8 protein-coding genes are annotated in these 19,799 nt (G+C 60.1%); 5 read left to right on the top strand and 3 right to left on the bottom strand.

The annotated features are described in order from the left end of the window. Positions 1–114: 114 nt before the first annotated feature. Both NF676_RS07710 and recQ read right to left on the bottom strand, forming a co-directional pair. Positions 115–549: a MarR family transcriptional regulator gene (locus NF676_RS07710; RefSeq protein WP_016771142.1), complete on the bottom strand. Its 435-nt coding sequence runs from the start codon at positions 547–549 to the stop codon at positions 115–117. 307 nt (positions 550–856) lie between these two features. Beyond that, entirely contained in the window at positions 857–2,986 is a 2,130-nt protein-coding gene (gene recQ / locus NF676_RS07705) for a DNA helicase RecQ (protein ID WP_252887483.1), read from the bottom strand. A 405-nt stretch (positions 2,987–3,391) separates the two neighbouring features. Between recQ and NF676_RS07700 the strand changes: the two genes are divergently transcribed. The 3 genes from NF676_RS07700 to NF676_RS07690 all read left to right on the top strand — a co-directional run bounded on the left by NF676_RS07700 (position 3,392) and on the right by NF676_RS07690 (position 7,555). Further along, entirely contained in the window at positions 3,392–3,979 is a 588-nt protein-coding gene (locus NF676_RS07700) for a UPF0149 family protein (RefSeq protein WP_101158594.1), read from the top strand. A gap of 10 nt (positions 3,980–3,989) precedes the next feature. Next, positions 3,990–4,385, top strand: coding sequence for a YbaN family protein (locus NF676_RS07695; protein ID WP_056783699.1), 396 nt, complete (start codon positions 3,990–3,992; stop codon positions 4,383–4,385). 149 nt (positions 4,386–4,534) lie between these two features. Continuing rightward, the gene (locus NF676_RS07690) at positions 4,535–7,555 is read left to right on the top strand and encodes an Ig-like domain-containing protein (RefSeq protein ID WP_252887482.1); all 3,021 of its coding nucleotides are present in this window, start codon (positions 4,535–4,537) and stop codon (positions 7,553–7,555) included. A 167-nt stretch (positions 7,556–7,722) separates the two neighbouring features. On the opposite strand, the gene NF676_RS07685 is transcribed toward NF676_RS07690, so the two are convergent. Continuing rightward, entirely contained in the window at positions 7,723–15,570 is a 7,848-nt protein-coding gene (locus NF676_RS07685; protein ID WP_252887481.1) for a retention module-containing protein, read from the bottom strand. Positions 15,571–16,102: 532 nt separating this feature from the next. Here NF676_RS07685 and NF676_RS07680 point away from each other — a divergent pair. Both NF676_RS07680 and NF676_RS07675 read left to right on the top strand, forming a co-directional pair. Continuing rightward, entirely contained in the window at positions 16,103–17,461 is a 1,359-nt protein-coding gene (locus tag NF676_RS07680) for a TolC family outer membrane protein (protein WP_016771146.1), read from the top strand. A 169-nt stretch (positions 17,462–17,630) separates the two neighbouring features. Then, a complete protein-coding gene (locus NF676_RS07675; RefSeq protein WP_252868979.1) occupies positions 17,631–19,790 on the top strand; it encodes a type I secretion system permease/ATPase in 2,160 nt (719 codons plus the stop codon). The last annotated feature ends 9 nt before the right edge of the window (positions 19,791–19,799 follow it).

The raw sequence follows: 19,799 nt of genomic DNA, 5'->3' as shown, positions 1-19,799 counted from the left end.
ATAAGCAAAACCGGTTTCTATGCGTTCGCACATCCGGTACGAACACGATATTGCCCAGTAGTTCTTATAGTCGGCTCAGCGCGATCTCTCAAAAAATCACTGGCGGGATGTGCCTCAAGATTTTTCCAGGTTGGCCAGAATGTGCCCGTGTACGCGCATGCACACCTTCAAATCCGCCTCATCGACGCCCTCGAACAATTCGTGGCGCAGCTGCGTGGCAATGGTCTCGATCTGTTCGATCAGGGGCAGCGCAGGTGCGCAGAGCACGATTTTTTTCGCCCGACGGTCTTCCATCACTGACTGGCGTTGCACCAGTCCCTGGTTCTCCAGACTATCGAGCAAGCGCGCCAGGGTCGGGCCTTCGACGCCGACACTCTGCGCCAGTTCGCGTTGGGTCGGCGCCTCTTCAAAACGCGCCAGATGCAGCAGCACCAGCCAGCGCGCCTGCGACAGGCCCAGCCCGGCGAGGCGACGATCCAGTTCGGCACGCCAGCCACGGGACATCTGGGCCAGTTGCATACCAAAGCGATGTTGATCGGTTAACGGCATAAAACACTCACGGTTAGACTGAAAATACGGAAAATCTAATTATTAGTCAGCTAAGCATGGGCGGCAGTTATAGGCAAGAGTGGCTCTGTATTGAATCGTTACAACTGCGCGAAGATCAAAAGCCCCTCACCCTAGCCCTCTCCCAGAGGGAGAGGGAACTGAGCGGGGGATGCTTTGAAAATTCGCCGACCCGACAGCGCTCGCTGAATCCATAATCGACTCGGTTTTGCAGGTCGAGTCTGCCGCCAGACACCGCGGTCGGCTCCCTCTCCCTGTGGGAGAGAGTTGGGGTTAGGGAACGGCCAGATTACATCTCGAATTCAGACTGCAACGCCGCCCGCACACAATAAAGCACGCCTTCAGGAACACGTCCGGCGAACAACTCGGCGACTTCGGCGACGGACGGCAACTCGCCCTCGCCATCGAGAAACGCGTCCTGCACTTCGCCCATCAATTCCTCAGGCAAATCCAGCGCCTGCTCCAGCGACAACTGCTGCTTGCCGATAGCTTCGGCGAGCATGGCGTAGACGTTCTTCTCCGAGCACTGCAACTGCCCGGCGATCTGCAGCGGGGTCATGCCGGCGCGGGCCAGGGTGATCAGCTCGTGACGGACATCGGCGACCACCTTCGGCGCCTCCGCCTCGTCGCCGAGCACTTCGAGGAAGGCTTCGCCATAGCGCTCCAGCTTGCGTGCGCCGACGCCGCTGACCCGGGCCATTTCCGCCAGAGACGTCGGCTGGCTGCGGAGCATTTCCAACAACGTCGAGTCGGGGAAGATGACGTACGGCGGCACGCCGTGTTCTTCGGCCAATTTGCGCCGTAGTGCGCGCAAGGCTTCCCACTGTTCGCGTTCTTCGCCGCGCACCAGTTGGCTGGCCTGGCTCTTGCTACCCGTTTTGGCAGTGACTTGCGGTTTCAGGTCACGGCGCAGTTCCAGTTTCACTTCGCCTTTGAGCAGCGGCCGGCAACTGTCATTAAGACGCAGACCGCCATAACCCTCGTGATCGACATCGGCCAACCCACGCGCCACCAACTGGCGGAACAGCGAGCGCCACTCGCTCTCGCTTAATGCCTTGCCAACACCGAACACCGACAAATGCTGATGGCCGAAGCTGCGCACCTTTTCGTTGTCCTTGCCCAGCAACACGTCGACCAGATGACCGACGCCATAGCGCTGGCCGGTGCGGAAAATCGCCGACAAGGCCTGACGAGCAGGTTCGGTGGCGTCCCAGGTCTGCACGCCGTCGACACAGTTGTCGCAGTGCCCGCACGGCTCAGGCATGTCTTCATCGAAATAGGCCAGCAACGCCTGCCGGCGGCAGCGGGTTTCTTCGCACAGCGAGAGCATCGCGTCGAGCTTGTGCTGCTCCAGACGCTTGTGCCGCTCGTCGCCTTCGGAGTTCTGCAGCATCTGCTTGAGCATCACCACGTCTTGCAGACCGTAGGCCATCCACGCATCCGCCGGCAGCCCGTCACGGCCGCCGCGTCCGGTTTCCTGGTAATACGCCTCAAGGGATTTCGGCAGATCGAGGTGCGCGACAAAACGTACGTTGGGCTTGTCGATGCCCATGCCGAACGCCACGGTGGCGACCATGATCAGGCCTTCCTCGTTGAGGAAGCGCTTCTGGTGATAGGCGCGCAGATCGTTGGGCAGACCGGCGTGATACGGCAGCGCCGGGAAGCCCTGCTCGCTGAGGAACGCCGCAACTTCTTCGACCTTCTTGCGCGACAGGCAGTAAACGATGCCGGCGTCGCTGCGCCGTTCGGCGAGGAACGCCAGCAACTGTTTGCGCGGCTGCTCCTTGGGCACGATGCGATAGAAGATGTTCGGGCGGTCGAAACTCGACAGAAAGCGCTCGGCGTTCTGCAGGTGCAGGCGATCGACAATTTCTTCGCGGGTGCGCTTGTCGGCGGTCGCGGTGAGGGCAATGCGCGGAACGTTGGGGAACAGCTCGGCCAATTGACCCAGTTGCAGGTATTCGCGGCGGAAATCGTGACCCCATTGCGACACGCAATGCGCTTCGTCGATGGCGAACAGGGCGATTTCCAGGCTTTGCAGGAACGCCAGCATGCGTGGCTGCACCAGACGCTCGGGCGCGAGATAGAGCATTTTCACTTCGCCGCGCTTGATCCGCAGGGCGAGATCACGCTGCTGCTCGGCACTCAGCGTGGAGTTCAGCGCAGCGGCGGCGACGCCCAGTTCTTCAAGGGTGGCGACCTGATCGTCCATCAGCGCGATCAACGGCGAAACGACCACCGCCAGGCCCTCGCGCAACAGTGCCGGCACCTGGAAGCACAACGACTTGCCGCCACCGGTAGGCATCAGCACCAGCGCATCACCGCCGCTGGCCACGCGCTCAATGATCGCACCCTGACGGCCACGGAAACTGTCGTAGCCGAAGATGTCCTTGAGGACGCGTTGAGCCTGTTCGAGCATAAAAACTCCAAAAATCTACCGATACATCCCTGCTCAGGCTGGTTCAGAGCAGCCTCGGCTGCTTAAACAAAACGTAAGAACACATTGCATGACCAGCGCAGCGCCGGCAGGGATCGCAAAACGCGGCAGTATACCCGAGGCCTTCGCCGCACAGGGTGCCGCTGAGAAGACACCGCCCGACCGACACACAAAAAGCCCTTGTGGGAGCGAGCCTGTTCGCGAAAGCAATCGGTCAGTCAATGCAACAGTGCCTGACATGCCGCCTTCGCGAGCAGGCTCGCTCCCACAGCGTTATTGAACTTTCCAGTAAGCCCGGTAATTCGGGCAAATCTGCCAAGCGGCTGGCTAGAGCGCGCAAGAAAGCCTAGAATTCCCGCATTGTTTATTCCCCAAGGTAGCCCCGTAATGTCCTTCGCTGAGCAACTGACCCGCCTGCAAGTCTTCCTCGATGCCGACGAGCTGCACGACGAGGCGCTGGATTACGTCGCCGCCCACGGTTACCTGACCGCGCTGTCTATCTGCTCCGAAGACGTTCCGGAGCGCGAGTGGATCGACGCGCTGTTCGCCGAAGAGCCACATTACGCCGACGAAGCCCAGCGTGCCGAAATCGAAGCCACACTGATCGGCCTCAAAGCACACATCGCTCGCCAACTGGCCTCGGATGAAGAATTCGAATTGCCGTGCGAACTGGATCTGGGCGAAGAGCCGGACGATTCCGAACTGCGCGGCTGGTGCATCGGTTTCATGGAAGGCGTGTTCCTGCGTGAAGCGGCCTGGTTCGAAACCGCCGAAGAAGAAGTCAGCGAAATGCTCCTGCCGATCATGGTCGGTTCCGGCCTGTTCGACGAGCAGCCTGAGTTCGAAGACATCGCCAAGGACGCCAACCTGATGGACGACATGATCGTTCAGATCCCGGAAGCCCTGACCGCGCTGTATCTGCTGTGCCAGGCCCCCGACGAAAAACCGGCGATCCTCAAGCCTCGTCATCACTAAGAACCGGCCTATGGACAACCCCATAGGCAACCGCCCCCTGATGTTGCGCTACGTCCTGCTGGCCATCGGCTGGCTCAGCGTCGCATTGGGGGTGATCGGCATCTTCCTGCCGGTCCTGCCCACCACCCCCTTCCTCCTGCTCGCCGCGGCCTGCTTCGCGCGCAGCTCTCCGCGCTTCTATCGCTGGCTGGTCGAACATCCACGGCTGGGGCCATGGATTCGCGACTACCTCGAAGGCAACGGCATCCCGCTCAAAGGCAAGGTCTACGCGATCGGCCTGATGTGGGTGAGCATTCTGTTCTCGTGTTATCTGGTGCCGTTGGTTTGGGCGCGTGGGTTCATGCTGACCAGTGCGGTGTTGGTGACGGTTTATATTGTGCGGCAGAAGACCTTGAAAAAACGCTGATTGCTCCACCGTCGGCGGCACAACCGTTCATCCGATATCAGTCCGCACCTGTCAGAGTTGACAGGTGCGCGCTTTAACGTCGCATGCTTAATTCTTCCGTATCGGCGCTGACAGCCCAGGTAAGCGCCCCGTATGGAAGGCGAAAATTCATGACCAGCTCACAATACCTGATATTCCCTCCTGCGCCGCGTTCCGGTATCGGTGTGCTGGCCCTCTATCCGCCGCAACCACTCCTGTACAAGCTGCAAACTGACCAGAGCTACGGTATCAACATCGCCATGATTGCTCAGAACATTAACGGATTGGGCTTCAGTCTCCCGGCATATCTGTCTCAAGCCCTCGGTGACCGTATCGAAGTCTTCCTCGATAGACCCGATGTCACCACCCCTTCGTCCGTGATTGATTTCGCCCTTACAGAGGACGATTTTGAGGCCGATGGAAAGACCCCTAAAACCGTACTTTTTGACATTACAGCTGAAACCCTCGAGGAGAAATTCCTGCCGTTTACCGACGTCAGGCTGGATTGCTGGATTAAAGTCACGAGACTGAGCGGCAACCCGGGGGAATCGCCACACTCACAACTCTGGTTCAAACATCCCGCTCCGGGCGAAGCGGACATTGACGGCGGCAAGCCTTCCAATCAGGGCCTCAAGCTGCCAATCGCATCGGAAAGTATCGTCGATCAGAACGTCATCAAAGAGGGCATGGAAGTCACGGTCAAGCATTACTTCAATCAGCAGATCGGCGATACGGTCGTGCTGACATTTGGTTCGCTGCGGCTGGACTTCGTCGTGACCGACGACTCGGCCGACATCGTTTTCAAGCTGACGCCTGACTTGCTCGGCAAATTGCAACAAACCAGCAATCTGGTGGTGCGCTGGAGCGTTTATGACATTGTCGAGAACTCCAGTGGTTTTTCGGAACCGCTCATTCTGCCGTTCAAGCCCGTAATAACTCTGCTGACCGCGCCGATTTTCGAGCAGTCCGATGCCAACGACGTAATACACCATGACTGGCTTGCAGGCGGCCCGACGAACATTCTCCTGACGGGCAGTTTTGCGATCAACGATGTGATCGCCCTGACACTGGAAGGATTCACCCGAAACAACGTGCCAGTCACTCATACCTATTCTTTAACGGTGACCGTAGACAGCAAGACACTGAACTTTCCCGTGGAAAATTTCCGCATTCAAAATGTGATAGGTGGAAGTTTACGGGCAACTTATATTCTGACCAGAGCAGGTCAGTCCAAACTTTCCAAACCTGCTGACGTCACCGTTGCGGGTAAATCCTTGCCACTGGGAGCACCGGAGGTCACCCCACTGGTGGAAGGTGAGCTGGCAGTCGACACTGCCAAAGCCTTTATAAATGTCGCCAGTTTCTGGCCCTTGAAACAAGGGGCAGAGGTCAAGCTGCATTGGCAGACCACAGACATCAACGGCAAGTTGGTACGGTTTACTTGGGGACAGCTTGTAACGGATCCTTCAAAGCCCATCGTTTTCGAGGCTGAGAACGAGTACATCAAGCCCTACGCCAGCGCGAGACTGGCCGTGCAGGCCACCATCACCAATCCCGGCGAAAGTGAAGTCTTTTCCGATATCGCGCAGTTGAAGATCGGCGATCCCAAGGAGCTTGTCCTCACGCCGCCCTCACTGGTATCGCCTTTCACTAATCCGCTTGATCCCTTGGCAGCGCTGCCGAGCATGCTCGTGGAGTATCTCGATGCCACGACCGAAAAAGTCCGTCTGGTATGCACACCACTGCCTCTGGGATTTGATCGCTTCCCGCTGGTAGAGCTTGATTCGGCCAAACAAGCCCGCTTTCCGTTCGACAGGCGCCTGATCGTGGCGCTTCACGGTGAAACCGTGCGATTCAAATTCAACCTGAATCAGGACGGCAAGAAAATCGGATCTTCTCCGGAAACTGAGATTTCTTTCAAACTGATCGCTGATCAGGATCCCAGGTTTCCGAGACCGCGAATCATTGGCATTGATAACGCAATCCTGGACGTAAAAAAACTGACCAGCGCAGACAAATTGGCGGTCAACCTCTGGCACGGACAACGGCCGGGCCAGAGCATGACGCTGGTGCTGATCGGCATCGACAGCAAAGACAACCCTGTTCGCCACGTCATCATGAACGCGGAGGCGAGCGTCACCAGCGCCGGGCTGATACGGGAACTGTCAACGCCGACGCTGGAAGTGTTGAAAAATCTCAAAAGCGGCAGTACGGCGACATTGATATTTTCCGTGCGCCTGGGGTTGCGCGGCAATCCAGTGGAATTTCCCCACCAGACCTATCAGATCGAATCTCTGGTTGAGTTGCAGCCGGTCATCACACTGATTAAGGACTCGCAGAACAGGGAGATTCCGCATAGCGACCTGACGGTTGATCCGAATGTCACGATCGAGGGAACTGCGAGCGTAGAACAGCAGGTTGAAGTTCTGGTGAATGGCGAGTCGATAGAGACATTGACCACAGACAAGGACGGGAAATTTTCGACGCTATTGAAGGGGCTCGTTGTCGATGTACTGACAGTCGTGCAGATTCGAGCACTCTATGGCGACGGTCTTCTCTCTCCTTTACGCTCGTTCACGCTGCGCAAAGCGCTGCAAGTCAACAACAGCGCCATGGCCCTGTCAGGACTGAGAGTTTATGCATGGCGCCACACTCACAGTGCAGATTTTCCAAACAATACCCAAATCCGCGCCGCCGTCCCGTCTACAGGCGTCCACCCGATCACCTACAGAAGCAGTAATCCTAACGTGGCTTATGTCGACGGCAACGGGAAAGTCACGGGCATACGTAACGGCAATACGTACATTACCGTACAGGACCGATTCAGCTCATTTTCCTATTACGTCAGTGTGACGAATGTTTATCAGTTGGCTATCGGCGGCTACGGCATGACACACCAAGAGGCGCTCAACTGGCGATACAGCATTCCGGGCGCAGAAGCCATGGGTGGTGCACTGCACACAATGCAAGTGGTATATGGACCCGATCCTTATTGGCCAATAGCCGCTGGGGGCATATACCGGATGTGCGATGAAGGAGGTTGCCCGAGCAACTCGCGGTCGATATATGCGCATGCCAATGGCGGAATTGTTTGCCATCCGGACCTGAATGCCCGATGGGCTCCATGGTGTATCTATCCCATTTACGGATAAACCGGCCTCTTCGCGAGCAGGCTCGCTCCCACAGTTTCACCGCTCTCCCCTGTGGGAGCGAGCCTGCTCGCGAAGGCTGACTTAAAGACAACACGTCTCTACAGACAGACAAAACCCACCGTCCCGAATCAACCGGGGCGGCGGGTTTTGTTATTTCAGACCTCAGCTCAAACCGTATCCACCTTCAACGAATGATCATTGAGCATGCCGCTGATGATCGTCGCTGTGTCGTGACCGCTGGCAATCATGCCGCCCGCCCCCGGTGTCACGCCGTAATGGCTGGCGAGGTTGACTCCGGCGAGGTCGATGGTCTGATTCGGCGTGCCTCCGGCCATCGCGCTGACGTCGATGCTGGTCATCACCGAGGCGCCGCTGCCGCTGACGGTGAAGTGCAGATAGTCGTCCAGCGACGCGGTGCTGGCGTTTTCGCCTTGCAGCAGTTGCGACAGATCGAGCCTGTCGGTACCGGGGGTGAAATCGGTAATCAGGTCATGGCCGCTGTTGCCCTTGAGCCACTGGAAGGTGTCGGCCCCTGCCCCGCCCGTCAGCGTATTGTTGCCCATGCCACCGATCAGCAAGTCATCGCCAGCGCCGCCATTGAGGAAGTCGTTGCCGAGGCCACCGTTGATCACGTTGTTGTTGCCGTCGCCGGTGAGGCTGTCGTTGAAGTTCGAGCCGAGCAGGTTTTCGATGCCGGTCAACGTGTCAGTACCGGCGCCGAGGGTGTTCTGCGCACCGAGCAGGCCGAGATTGACGGTGACGGCGGCTGTGGCGTGGGCGTAGCTGGCGGTGTCGCTGCCAGTGCCGCCGTCGAGCAGATCGTTGCCCGCGCCGCTGTAGAGCAAGTCGTTGCCAGCGTCGCCGTGCATTTCGTTATTGCCGGAGCCTGCCGTGAGTACGTCGTTGCCGTCGCCGGCATTGATCACGTTGTTGCCGCTGCCCGCCACCAACACATCGTCGCCAGCAGTGCCGGTCAGGGTGTGGCCGTCCTGATAGCTGATGCTGACGTTGGCCGTGTCGCTGCCGCCGTGGTTGTCGTTGGCGGCGTAAGTGCCGTGGTAGTCCGGCGTGATGTCGTGGGCCGCGGCGTAGTTGAGGGTCATGGTCAGCTGGTAGTTCTCCGCCGCATTCGGGTTGCCGCCACCATTACCAATGTTGGTGATGTGAATCTGGTAGACGCCGTCCGCCGAGGCGCTGAGGGTCTGGCCATCCGCCAGCGCCATCCAGGCACCGCCATTGAGCGAATACTCCATGCTGATCTTACCGGCACCCAGATTGTGATCCAGATTGAGGGTTTCGCCCTGACGCAGATTGACGGTAATGCGGTCTTCATCGTTGGCATTGCTGTTGCTCACCATGCCCAGATAACCGCTGACCACCAGCACGGCGGTCATGGTCGCGGCATTGGCGCTGAAGGCGCTGCGCACATTGGCCAGATTCTGGTTGGCTGCGTTATTGGTCTGCCCAGTGAAGCCGATCAGGCCGCTGCCGGTGAAGTCCGCCGCTTTCGACACCCAACCGGTATTGAAACTGGTGGGTGTGGCGTTGAGGGTGTCGCCGTTCGGATCGGTGTCATTGGCCAGCAACAGCTCGCCCGGCACCACGATATTGCCCGACAGCACGTTGGTGATGACGTGATCGTCCATCGCCACCGGTGGCGCGTTGGGGATCACTTTCACCGTCAGGGTGGAGCTGGCCAGATCGCCGTCGTTGTCGCTGACGGTGAAGCCGATGTTTTCGGTGATCACCACTGCGGTGGTTTTCTGCGAGGTGTAGCTGTATTCGCCGGTATCAAGATTGACCACCAGCGTGCCGCTGTTGTTGGTGGCAATGCTGACGCTGTTGTTGGCGGTATTGAAGGTGCCGTGATTGGCGCCGCCGCTCGCGGTCAACGAACCCTGGCCACTGAGGGCTTTCGGATCGTAGGTGTAGGTGGTGCCGTCGACCACGATCGACTTGATGAAACCGCCATCGGCGCCGAACGAACCGCCCTCGCCCAGCAGCGAACCGGTGACCGGCGCGCCCTGCACGGTGCCGGACAATACCGAGTTGAGCTGATTGAGATCGGTGACCACCACCGCATTGGTATTGGTGTGGTTGATGCCATCGTAGGCCAGCGGATCGAGGTTGGCGTTGCTCACGCCACTGCCCAGACCAATGGCGTAGTTCTTGATGTTGTTGGCGTCGAGGAAGTTTTTCAGCGCGGCTTCGTCAGCCGTGCCGATGTCGCCCTCGTTGGGCTTGCCGTCAGAGAAGAAGTAGCCGACGTTCTGTGCCCCGGTGAGTTTGCCGGAGGTGTTGAACGCGGTCTGCATCACTGCTACGGCAGCATCGTAGTTGGTGCCGCCGCCAGCGTTGAGACCGGCGAGGAGTGTCTTGGCGGTGGCGACATCCACCCACACGGTGGTGCGGTCGGCGGCATTGCTGCTGAACGTCACCAGCTGCACTTTCACATCGCCCAGATCATCGTACTTGTCGAGCAAGGCACCAATGGCCTGCTTGGCCAGTGCCAGCCGCGACAGGCCCGGCACGCCAGAGGCATCAGCCATACTGCCGGAGATGTCGAGGACGATGAGAATGTTCGAATCGATCTCCACTGCGGTTACCGAGCGATCCGAGGCAACGGCTTTCGGTATGTCGTCGACGATGTTGACCACGAGGGTGCTGGTGGTGCTGTTGCCCAGTGCATCGGTGGCTTTGTAGGTGAACGTTTCGCTGAGAGTGTTCGGCCCGTCGTTGGCGTTCGGCGCGGTTTTCGGCGCCGAGGTCAGCGTGTAGGTGTAGGTGCCGTCAGCGTTGAGCAGCAGTTGCCCGTAGCTACCGGTGGCGTTGCCGACCAGGGTGTAAGTGATCGCGCCGCTGCCGCCACTGACCGAACCGACCAGCGTGCCGCTGGCGGTTTCACCGGTGTTGCCCGGTTCGCTGCCGGTGACTGTGCCGGGGGCGAGATCCTGGCCATCCTTGTTCAGGTCGAGGGCTTTTTCATAGACCGTGACATCCTGATCCACCGCGGCGACCAGTTTGCTGTCGGCGACGTTGATGGTTAGCGTCGTGGTGCTTTCATCGCCGTCGCTGTCACGGATGGTGTAAGTGAACGTGTCGGTCGCGCCCGGCGGGCTCACCGAGTTCGGGTTGCTGTGGTAAACCGCATTGCCCGCCGCGTCGAGGGTCAGGTAGCCGTAGTTGCCGTTGATGTTGCTGTTGAGCCCGCCGCTGGCTGATGTCGCGGTGTTGCTGCCGGCGCGCACGCCGACCACCGTGGCGGCACCATCGGCGCCGCTGCTGTCATTGCCGAGCACACTGACATTGACCGTGCCGCCCTCCGCCACCGAGCCGGTATCGGCGTTGGCAGTCGGCAAATCGTCGACGATATTGACGTTGATCTGACCGCTAGCCGAACTGCCATCGGTATCAGTGGCGACCACGTCAAAGCTCTCGCTGAGGCTGTTGGCGCCATTGGCGTTCGGATGAGCTTCGTTGTCGACCAGGGTGTAGCTGTAACTGACCACGCCGGTGGCCGGATCATAACCGGTGACGGTGAAGGTGCTGCCCAGTGGCGAGACCACCGATTGCGGCAAACCGGCGGCGACGCCATTGCTGATCACCGCAATGCCGCCGACCGTGAGGGTTTGCAGGCCATCAAGGGCGGTCACGGTGAAGCTGCCGCTCCGGGTCAGCGCCGAGGTGTCGGGGTTGCTGCCGTCGCTGAGATTTTTCTCGTAAACAGTGATTTCGCCGCCCTTCACGTTGAGGCCGTCGAGGCACACCGGATCGTCATTGTTGTGGATGTTCAGCACCAGGTTGGCGGTGCTGGTGTCGCCGTCGGCATCGGTGATGGTGTAGGCGAAGTTTTCCGTGCCGTTGCCGCCGCCATGGAGGTTTTTGAAGTCGGCGTCGTTGGCGTCAAGCGTGTAGGTATAAGTGCCGTTGGCATTGAGCACCAGGGTGCCGTAAGTGCCGGTGAAAGTACCGGCGGTTACCGGGCCGCTGGCGACGCGGTCGGCGCCCTGCACGTCGTTGTCGAGGACGTTGCCGGTCAGGGTCAACTGGGCTTCGGTCGCGTTGTCGGCATTGCTGTCATTCAGCGCCTTCGGCACGTCATCGACGATGCTCACAACGATCGTGCTGGTGACGACATTGCCCAGCGAATCGGTGGCCTGATAGGTGAATGTTTCGCTCAGGCTGTTGGCGCCATCGTCGGCGTGCGGCGTGGTGGTCGCAGGCGAAGTCAGGGTGTAGGTGTAAGTGCCATTGGCATTGAGGACGATCTGCCCGTAATTACCGGTGGCGCTGCCGACCAGTGCATAGCTGATCGCTCCGACCGCACCAGTGACCGAGCCGACCAGGGTGCCGGAAGCGGTTTCGCCAGTGCTGTTCGGATCGCTGCCGACCACACTGCCCGCCGCCAGATCCTGGCCATCCTTGTTCAGGTCGAGGGCTTTTTCGTAGACGGTGACGTCAGTGTCGCTGACCGCTTTCAGGCAGCTGTTATAGACGTCGATCGTGATCGTCGTGGTGCTTTCATCACCATCGGAATCGCGCACGGTGTAGGTGAACACATCCACGGCACCCGGACCGTTCACCGCGTTGGGATTGCTGTGATAAACGGCGTTACCGTTGGCATCAAGCGTGAGGTAGCCGTAGGTGCCGTTGATCTGCGAATTGAGCCCGCCGATGGCCGAAGTCGAGGTGTCGGCACCGACACGCACGCCGACCACTGCGCCGGTAATCGCCGGGCCATCCGCGCCGCCGATATCGTTATCCAGCACATTGCCGCTGACGGTGCCGCCCTCCGCCACCGAAGCCGCGTCCGCATGCGCGGTCGGCAAATCATCAACGATGTTGACGTTGATCTGGCCGCTGGCGGTGCTGCCATCGGTGTCCGTCGCGACGACGTCGAAGTTCTCGGTGAGGCTGTTGGCGCCGTTGGCGGTTGGATGGGCTTCGTTGTCGGCCAGGGTGTAGCTGTAACTGACTACGCCGGTCGCCGGGTCATAACCGGTGATGGTCAAGGTGCTGCCCAGGGGTGTGATCACCGATTGCGGGAAACCTGCGGCCACGCCGTTGGTGATCACCGCGATGCCGCCAACCGTGAGGGTCTGCAGACCATCGAGAGCGCTGACGGTAAAAGTGCCGTTCTGGGTCAGCGCTGGGGTGTTGGGGCTGGTGCCGTCGCTGAGATTTTTTTCGTAGACGGTGAGTTCGCCACCGTTGACGTCGAGGCCGTTGAGCAGCACCGGATCGTCATTGTTGTGGATATTCAGTACGAGATTGGCAGTGCTGCTATCGCCGTCGGCATCAGTGATGGTGTAGGCGAAGGTCTCTGTACCGTTACCGCCGCCGGTCAAGGCTTTGAAATCGGCATCGCTGGTGTTCAGGGTGTAGGTGTAAGTGCCGTCGGCGTTCAGAACCAAGGTGCCGTAAGTACCGGTGAACGTGCCGGGCGTAACCGGGCCTGTCGGTACGCGGTCGGCACCTTGCACGTCGTTGGTCAGGACGTTGCCGGTCAGGGTCAGTTGGCTTTCCGAGGCGGTACCATTGCTGTCATCGTTGGCTTTCGGCAGGTCGTCGACGATGTTCACATCCAGCGTGCCGTTGGCTGTCGTGCCGTTGTCATCGACTACCGTAACCGCGAACTGCTCAGGCAAATTATTCGCGCCGTTGGCGTTCGGATGCGCTTCATTGTCGGCCAGGGAATAGCTGTAACTGACCACGCCGGTTGCAGCGTTGAAACCGGTGATGGTCAGCGTGCTGCCCAATGGCGTGGTGATCGATTGCGGGAAGCCTGCGGCGACGCCGCTGGTCACCACGGCGATGCCGCCGACAGTCAGCGTGGTGACGCCGTCCAGTGCAGTGATGGTGAACGTGCCGTTCTGCGTCAGCGCACCAGCATCCGGGGCGCTGCCGTCGCCAAGGTTCTTCTCGTAAACCGTCAGCTCGCCGCCGGCGACGTTCAGGCCATCGATGGTGACTGGGTCGTCGTTGTTGTGGATCTGCAGAACCAGATTGGCAGTGCTGGAATCGCCGTCGGCATCAGTGATGGTGTAGGCGAAGGTCTCTGTGCCGTTGCCGCCACCGGTCAAGGCTTTGAAATCGGCATCGCTGGTGTTCAGAGTGTAGGTGTAAGTGCCGTCGGCGTTCAGAACCAATGTACCGAAAGTACCATTGAAAGTGCCCGGCGTGACTGGACCGGTGGGTACGCGGTCGGCACCTTGCACGTCGTTGGTCAGGACGTTGCCGGTCAGGGTCAGTTGGCTTTCCGAGGCGGTACCGTTGCTGTCGTCGTTGGCTTTCGGCAGGTCGTCGACGATGTTGACGTCGAGGGTGCCGGTGGCGGTAGTGCCGTTGTCATCAACGACCGTGACCGCGAACTGCTCAGGCAGATTATTCGCGCCGTTGGCGTTCGGATGCGCTTCGTTGTCGGCCAGGGTGTAGCTGTAACTGACTACGCCGGTTGCAGCGTTGAAACCGGTGATGGTCAGCGTGCTGCCCAGTGGTGTGGTGATCGATTGCGGGAAGCCTGCGGCGACGCCATTGGTGACCACGGCGATGCCGCCGACGGTCAGCGTGGTGACGCCGTCCAGTGCAGTGATGGTGAACGTGCCGTTTTGCGTCAGTGCGCCAGCGTCAGGGGCGCTGCCGTCGCTGAGGTTTTTTTCGTAGATCGTCAGCTCGCCACCGGCGACGTTCAGGCCGTCGATGGTGACTGGATCGTCGTTGTTGTGGATCTGCAGAACCAGATTGGCAGTGCTGGAATCGCCGTCGGCATCAGTGATGGTGTAGGCGAAGGTCTCTGTGCCGTTACCGCCGCCGGTCAAGGCTTTGAAATCGGCATCGCTGGTATTGAGCGTGTAGGTGTAGGTGCCGTCGGCGTTCAGAACCAAGGTGCCGTAGGTACCGGTGAATGTACCGGGCGTGACTGGACCGGTGGGTACGCGGTCGGCGCCTTGTATGTCATTGGTGAGGACATTGCCGGTCAGGGTCAGCAAGGTTTCCGAGGCAATGCCGTTGGCGTCGTCAAACGCTTTGGGCACGTCGTCGGTGATGTTCACGTCGAGGGTGCCGGTGGCGCTGTCGCCATTGCTGTCGGTGGCGATTACGGTGAACTGTTCGCTGAGATTGTTCACGCCGTCGCCGGCCGCGTGGGTTTCGTTGCCGTTGAGGGTGTAGCTGTAGCTGACCGTGCCAGTGGCCGCGTTATAACCGGTGATGGTCAGGGTATTGCCCAGTTGCGTGGTGATCGACTGGGGAAAGCCGATCGGCACGCCGCCAACGATCACGTTGATGCCGCCGATGCTCAGGCTGTTCAAACCATCCGCTGCCGAGACCGTGAAGCTGCCACTTTGCGTCAGCGCGCCTGGATTGGCCGCTGTACCGTCAGGCAGATTGGCTTCATTGAGGTTCAGCTCGCCGCCCGCCGCGTCGAGGCCGTTGAGGATGACCGGGTTGTTCACCGGTGGCGGTGGCACCACGACCGGCGCTGGCGTGTCGTCGCCATTGTCGATGTCCGCGTCGCGACGATACTCGGGAAATTCGGGAATGCCGTTGAAGCCGGCGGTGGGGAAACCGATGATCGGATCGACCCGGCCACCGACTTCGGTCAGCAGAACGAAGCTATGCCCGCCGCCCAGTTCACCGGTATTGCCGGTGGGCGCGTTGGGGCCGGCCGCAGTGGCTTCGGCAGTTTTGCTTGGGTCTTCACCGGCGGCGATGGCTTGCTGGATTTGCTCGACATCGGTCAGTTGCGCCTGGCTTGGGGTCTGCGCTTCGTCGACGTTCACCGGCACAGCCTGGTCGGCCAGCAATTGCCCGGTCATGGTGATGCTGCTGCCCCGACCGAGGGTCAATTCCTCGCCGTTTTGCAGTTTCACTGCCACCGCGCCTTCCGCGCCGGTGATCAGTTGATCGCCGGCGTACAAACGATCGCCTTCGAACAACGGACGCTTGATGCCGTCGCTCGCTTGAGCGAACACCTGACCAATGACTTTTGTGACCGTACCGATGAGCGCTGCCATGTGAAATCCTCCGCTGCCGACCACCGTCGGCACAGGTTCGCGAAGCAGCCCATGGCTCAATCGGGTTGCCGGGGGCGACGCTCGCACCCTCGACAGTTCGTTTCGCAGGCCCGGTTTGAGGTGAATTGTCAGCGCTATCAAGCACTTGCCAACCCTGTTCAATCCGCCGACCCACTAGCGCTACGTAACGGTGGTGAATCACCCGAGTGACAAAAATCTGTCGCTCATTCGCCGTTACGCGTCCCTCCCCTTCAGCAGTACTTCGCAGTGTCTCGCAAAGTGAATGGAACTTTCCTCAAGCCTTTTCGAGCTCCCTAAAGCGCATAAAACAAAGGCTTTCGAGCTGAACAATGTGCTGCTTTTGAAAAACCGCATAAGTTTTTTTTGGAATAAACCTTATGAAAATTTTTTCTTAGCTACGCTCTAGGATGTTCTTAGCTCTGTTGTTACAAGAGTGAAACGCTTATACCCAAAATTTACGTCAAATATTTGGCGACGGTAACACAACATTGAGATCCAGGGAGATGCACCCATGCGCGTTTTAACCCCCCTCTGCAGCGCGGTTTTGCTGGCCATGGCTTGCACTTCCCAAGCCCAGGCGATGAACCTCACCGAGGCGATTCAAAGCACCATCGCCACTCACCCGGAACTGGCGTCGCGCGTGGACGCCCGCTTGTCAGCGGATGAACAGGTGAAAGTGGCCAAGGGCGGGTTTTATCCGTCGGTCGATCTGAACGCTGCCTACGGTCGCGGTTACAGCGACAACACCAATACCCGCGCTTTCGGTAACCACAACACCGAAATCCTCAATTACACCCAGTCCGAGCTGCGCTTGCGGCAGATGATCTTTGACGGTTTCAACACCGCCAACGAGGTCGAGCGCACCAAGGGCGTGTCCAACTCGCGCGCCTACTACGCGCAAGGCACCGCGCAGGATCTGGCCCTGCGCACGATCGAGGTCTACCTCGAAGTGCTCAAGCGTCGGGAACTGGTGACGCTGGCGAAGAACAATTTGCAGGCGCACTTGCGCGTCAACGATCAGATCGGCCTGCGCACCGAGCGCGGCATCGGCAGCACTGCAGACTCGGATCAATCGGTTGCCCGTCGTGCACTGGCGCAGAACAACCTCGACACCGCCGAAGTCGATCTGGCTGACGCCGAATCGAATTTCTACAGCGTGGTCGGACGCATGCCCGATGAGCTGGAAACCCCGGCCTCGACTCGCGGTGAGATGCCACCGGACCTGCGTGAAGCGCAGCAAAGCATGGTCGACAACAACCCGTACCTGAAATCGGCCCAGGCTGACGTGCAGTCCGCCGAGAGCCAGTACGAAGTGGCCAAGTCGCCGTTCTACCCGCGCTTCGACGCGGAAGCGGCAGTGGGCGCGAACAACAACGTGCAGGGCGACGAAGGCCACGACAACGAATGGCGTGTCGGTGTGGTGATGAACTACAACCTGTTCCGTGGCGGCAGCGACAAGGCACGTCTGGCCGCGAATGCCCACGACATCAATCAGGCGATGGACATCCGCAACAACGCCCTGCGTCAGCTCAACGAGAACATTCGCCTGGCCTGGAACGCCATGGAGAACGCCAAGAAGCAGACGCCGACGGCCCGCGAATACGCCGAAACCACCAAACGCGTGCGCGCCGCTTATCAGGACCAGTTCGGCCTCGGCCAACGCACCCTGCTCGACCTGCTCGACAGCGAAAACGAGCTGTACAACGCCAACCGTCGCTACACCGAAATCCGCTACACCGAGGAATACTCGATGTACCGCGTGCTGGCGAACATGGGCCAGTTGCTGAGCAAGCAACGCGTGGTGCTGCCGGCTGATGCGATTGCCACGACCGAAGTGAAAAACCAGGCGCGCCTGCCCGAGTTGAAATAGCCCCTCCGGGACGCGCCGACGGCTGCGATCTCTGATCGTTCCCACGCTCTGCGTGGGAATGCAGCCCGTGACGCTCCGCGTCACTGGACGCAGAGCGTCCCTAGAGGCATTCCCACGCAGAGCGTGGGAACGATCCGATAACCGAGCCCGTTCAACAGAGGCAATCACTATGACCAGCATGGAACCCGGCGCCACCGGGGTCGATCCGCGCCTGAGCTTCGACGACCCGTTACTCGACGGCCTGCTGATCCTCTGCAAACTGCATGGCGCCACGGTCAGTCGTGCCAGCCTGAGCGCCGGGCTGCCCCTGAACAAACAACGCCTGAGCCTCGATCTGCTGCCCCGTGCAGCAGCGCGGGCCGGATTACAGGCGCGCTTGTTGCGCCGTGAATTGAAAGACATTTCACCGCTGAACCTGCCGATCCTGCTGCTGCTCAACGACGGCCGCACCGCTGTGCTGCGGCGGTTTGGCGAGGATGGCAAAGCCCTGCTGCTGCCCAGCGAAGCCGACGGCGGCGAGCAATGGGTGAGTCGCGAAGAGCTTGGCGAACACTACAGCGGCCAGGCCTTGTTCGCCCGCCCGCGCCACGAACTCGAAGACCTGCGCGCGCCGCTGGTGCCACGGGTAAATGCGTGGTTTCGCGACACTCTTAAACTGTCGAAATGGCTGTACAGCGATGCGATTCTCGCCAGTTTTCTGATCAATTTGCTCGGCCTGATGGTGCCGCTGTTCGTCATGCAGACCTACGATCGCGTGGTGCCCAATCAGGCGACCTCGACGCTGTGGGTGCTGTCGATCGGTTTGCTGATCGGCACCGGTTTTGAACTGGTGCTGCGCGTGGTCCGTGCGCACCTGCTCGACACCGCCGGCAAGAAAACCGACGTGATCCTCTCGGCGACGTTGTTCGAGCGCATCACCGGCATGTCGATGAAAGCGCGGCCGGCGACCATTGGCGGCTTTGCCCAGAGCATTCACGACTTCCAGGGCCTGCGTGAATTTCTCACTGCCGTGACCCTGACCAGCCTGATCGACTTGCCCTTTGTGGTGTTGATGCTGGTGGTGATCGGCCTGCTCGGCGGCTGGCTGGTGGTGATTCCACTGTTGGCGTTTCCGATCACGATCATTTTCGCCATGGTGATTCAGGTGCGCCTGCGTGACACCGTGCAAAAAAGCCTGAGCCTCGGCGCGGAGCGTCAGGCGGTGCTGATCGAAACCCTCGGAGGCCTGGAAACCCTCAAGGCCTGCGGCGCCGAAAGCGAGCGTCAGCACAAATGGGAAAGCACCCACGGCGCCCTCACCCGCCTCGACAGTCATGCGCGCAACCTGTCGGCGCTGGCCACCAACGGCACGCTGTTCATCCAGCAGTTTTCCGGGATGGCGACGATTGTTGCCGGGGTCTACAGCATCATTGCCGGCAACCTCAGCGTCGGCGCGCTGGTTGCCACTTACATGCTCGGCAGCCGCGTGCTCGCCCCGCTCGGCCAGATCGCCGGGCTGATCACCCGCTACCAGCAAGCGCAACTGACGATGAAAAGCACCGATGCGCTGATGGCCCTGCCGCAGGAACGCGACGGCAAACAACGGCCACTGGAACGCACGCAGCTGCAAGGCGCACTGGACGTCAGCGGCGTGACGTTTCACTACAACGGCCAGAATGCGCCGGCGCTGAGCGAAGTCAGCTTCAGCCTGAAAGCCGGCGAGCGGGTCGGCATCATCGGCCGCAGCGGTTCGGGCAAAAGCACGTTGGCGCGGCTGGTCATGGGCTTTTATGAAGCGGAGGAAGGCCAACTGCTGCTCGACGGCCTCGACCTGCGCCAACTGGACGTGGCTGACCTGCGCCAGCAGATAGGTTATGTCGCCCACGACCTGCCGCTGCTGGCTGGCAGCCTGCGCGACAACCTGACCCTGGGCGCGCGTTACATCAGCGACTCACGCATGCTCGAAGTCGCCGAACTCACCGGCGTCACTGAACTGGCCCGGCAACACCCGCAAGGTTTCGACCGACCGGTGGGCGAACGCGGGCAATTGCTTTCCGGCGGCCAGCGCCAGGCGGTGTTGCTGGCGCGCGCGTTACTGCTCGATCCACCGATCATGCTGCTCGACGAACCCACCAGCGCCATGGACAACAGCAGCGAAGATGCGCTGCGGCAGAAACTGCATGGCTGGGTGCAAGGCAAAACCCTGCTGCTGGTCACCCACCGCACCTCAATGCTGAGCCTGGTGGACCGGTTGCTGGTGCTGGACAACGGCCGGGTCGTCGCTGACGGCCCGAAAGAAGCAGTCATCGAAGCGCTGCGCAAGGGCCGTGTCGGCTCGGCGGCGGTCTAGGAGTTACGC

The organism is Pseudomonas siliginis (genome assembly GCF_024072275.1).
In the GTDB taxonomy this organism is placed as follows: Bacteria; Pseudomonadota; Gammaproteobacteria; order Pseudomonadales; family Pseudomonadaceae; genus Aquipseudomonas; species Aquipseudomonas siliginis.
This window is presented reverse-complemented; position numbering and strand designations above follow the sequence as displayed.

What these genes read in the sequence shown, in the direction of transcription:
- NF676_RS07685 (WP_252887481.1), bottom strand. Translation starts at nt 15,570, where the DNA reads ATGGCAGCGCTCATCGGTACGGTCACAAAAGTCATTGGTCAGGTGTTC.
- NF676_RS07695 (WP_056783699.1), top strand. Translation starts at nt 3,990, where the DNA reads ATGGACAACCCCATAGGCAACCGCCCCCTGATGTTGCGCTACGTCCTG.
- recQ (WP_252887483.1), bottom strand. Translation starts at nt 2,986, where the DNA reads ATGCTCGAACAGGCTCAACGCGTCCTCAAGGACATCTTCGGCTACGAC.
- NF676_RS07700 (WP_101158594.1), top strand. Translation starts at nt 3,392, where the DNA reads ATGTCCTTCGCTGAGCAACTGACCCGCCTGCAAGTCTTCCTCGATGCC.
- NF676_RS07675 (WP_252868979.1), top strand. Translation starts at nt 17,631, where the DNA reads ATGACCAGCATGGAACCCGGCGCCACCGGGGTCGATCCGCGCCTGAGC.
- NF676_RS07710 (WP_016771142.1), bottom strand. Translation starts at nt 549, where the DNA reads ATGCCGTTAACCGATCAACATCGCTTTGGTATGCAACTGGCCCAGATG.
- NF676_RS07680 (WP_016771146.1), top strand. Translation starts at nt 16,103, where the DNA reads ATGCGCGTTTTAACCCCCCTCTGCAGCGCGGTTTTGCTGGCCATGGCT.
- NF676_RS07690 (WP_252887482.1), top strand. Translation starts at nt 4,535, where the DNA reads ATGACCAGCTCACAATACCTGATATTCCCTCCTGCGCCGCGTTCCGGT.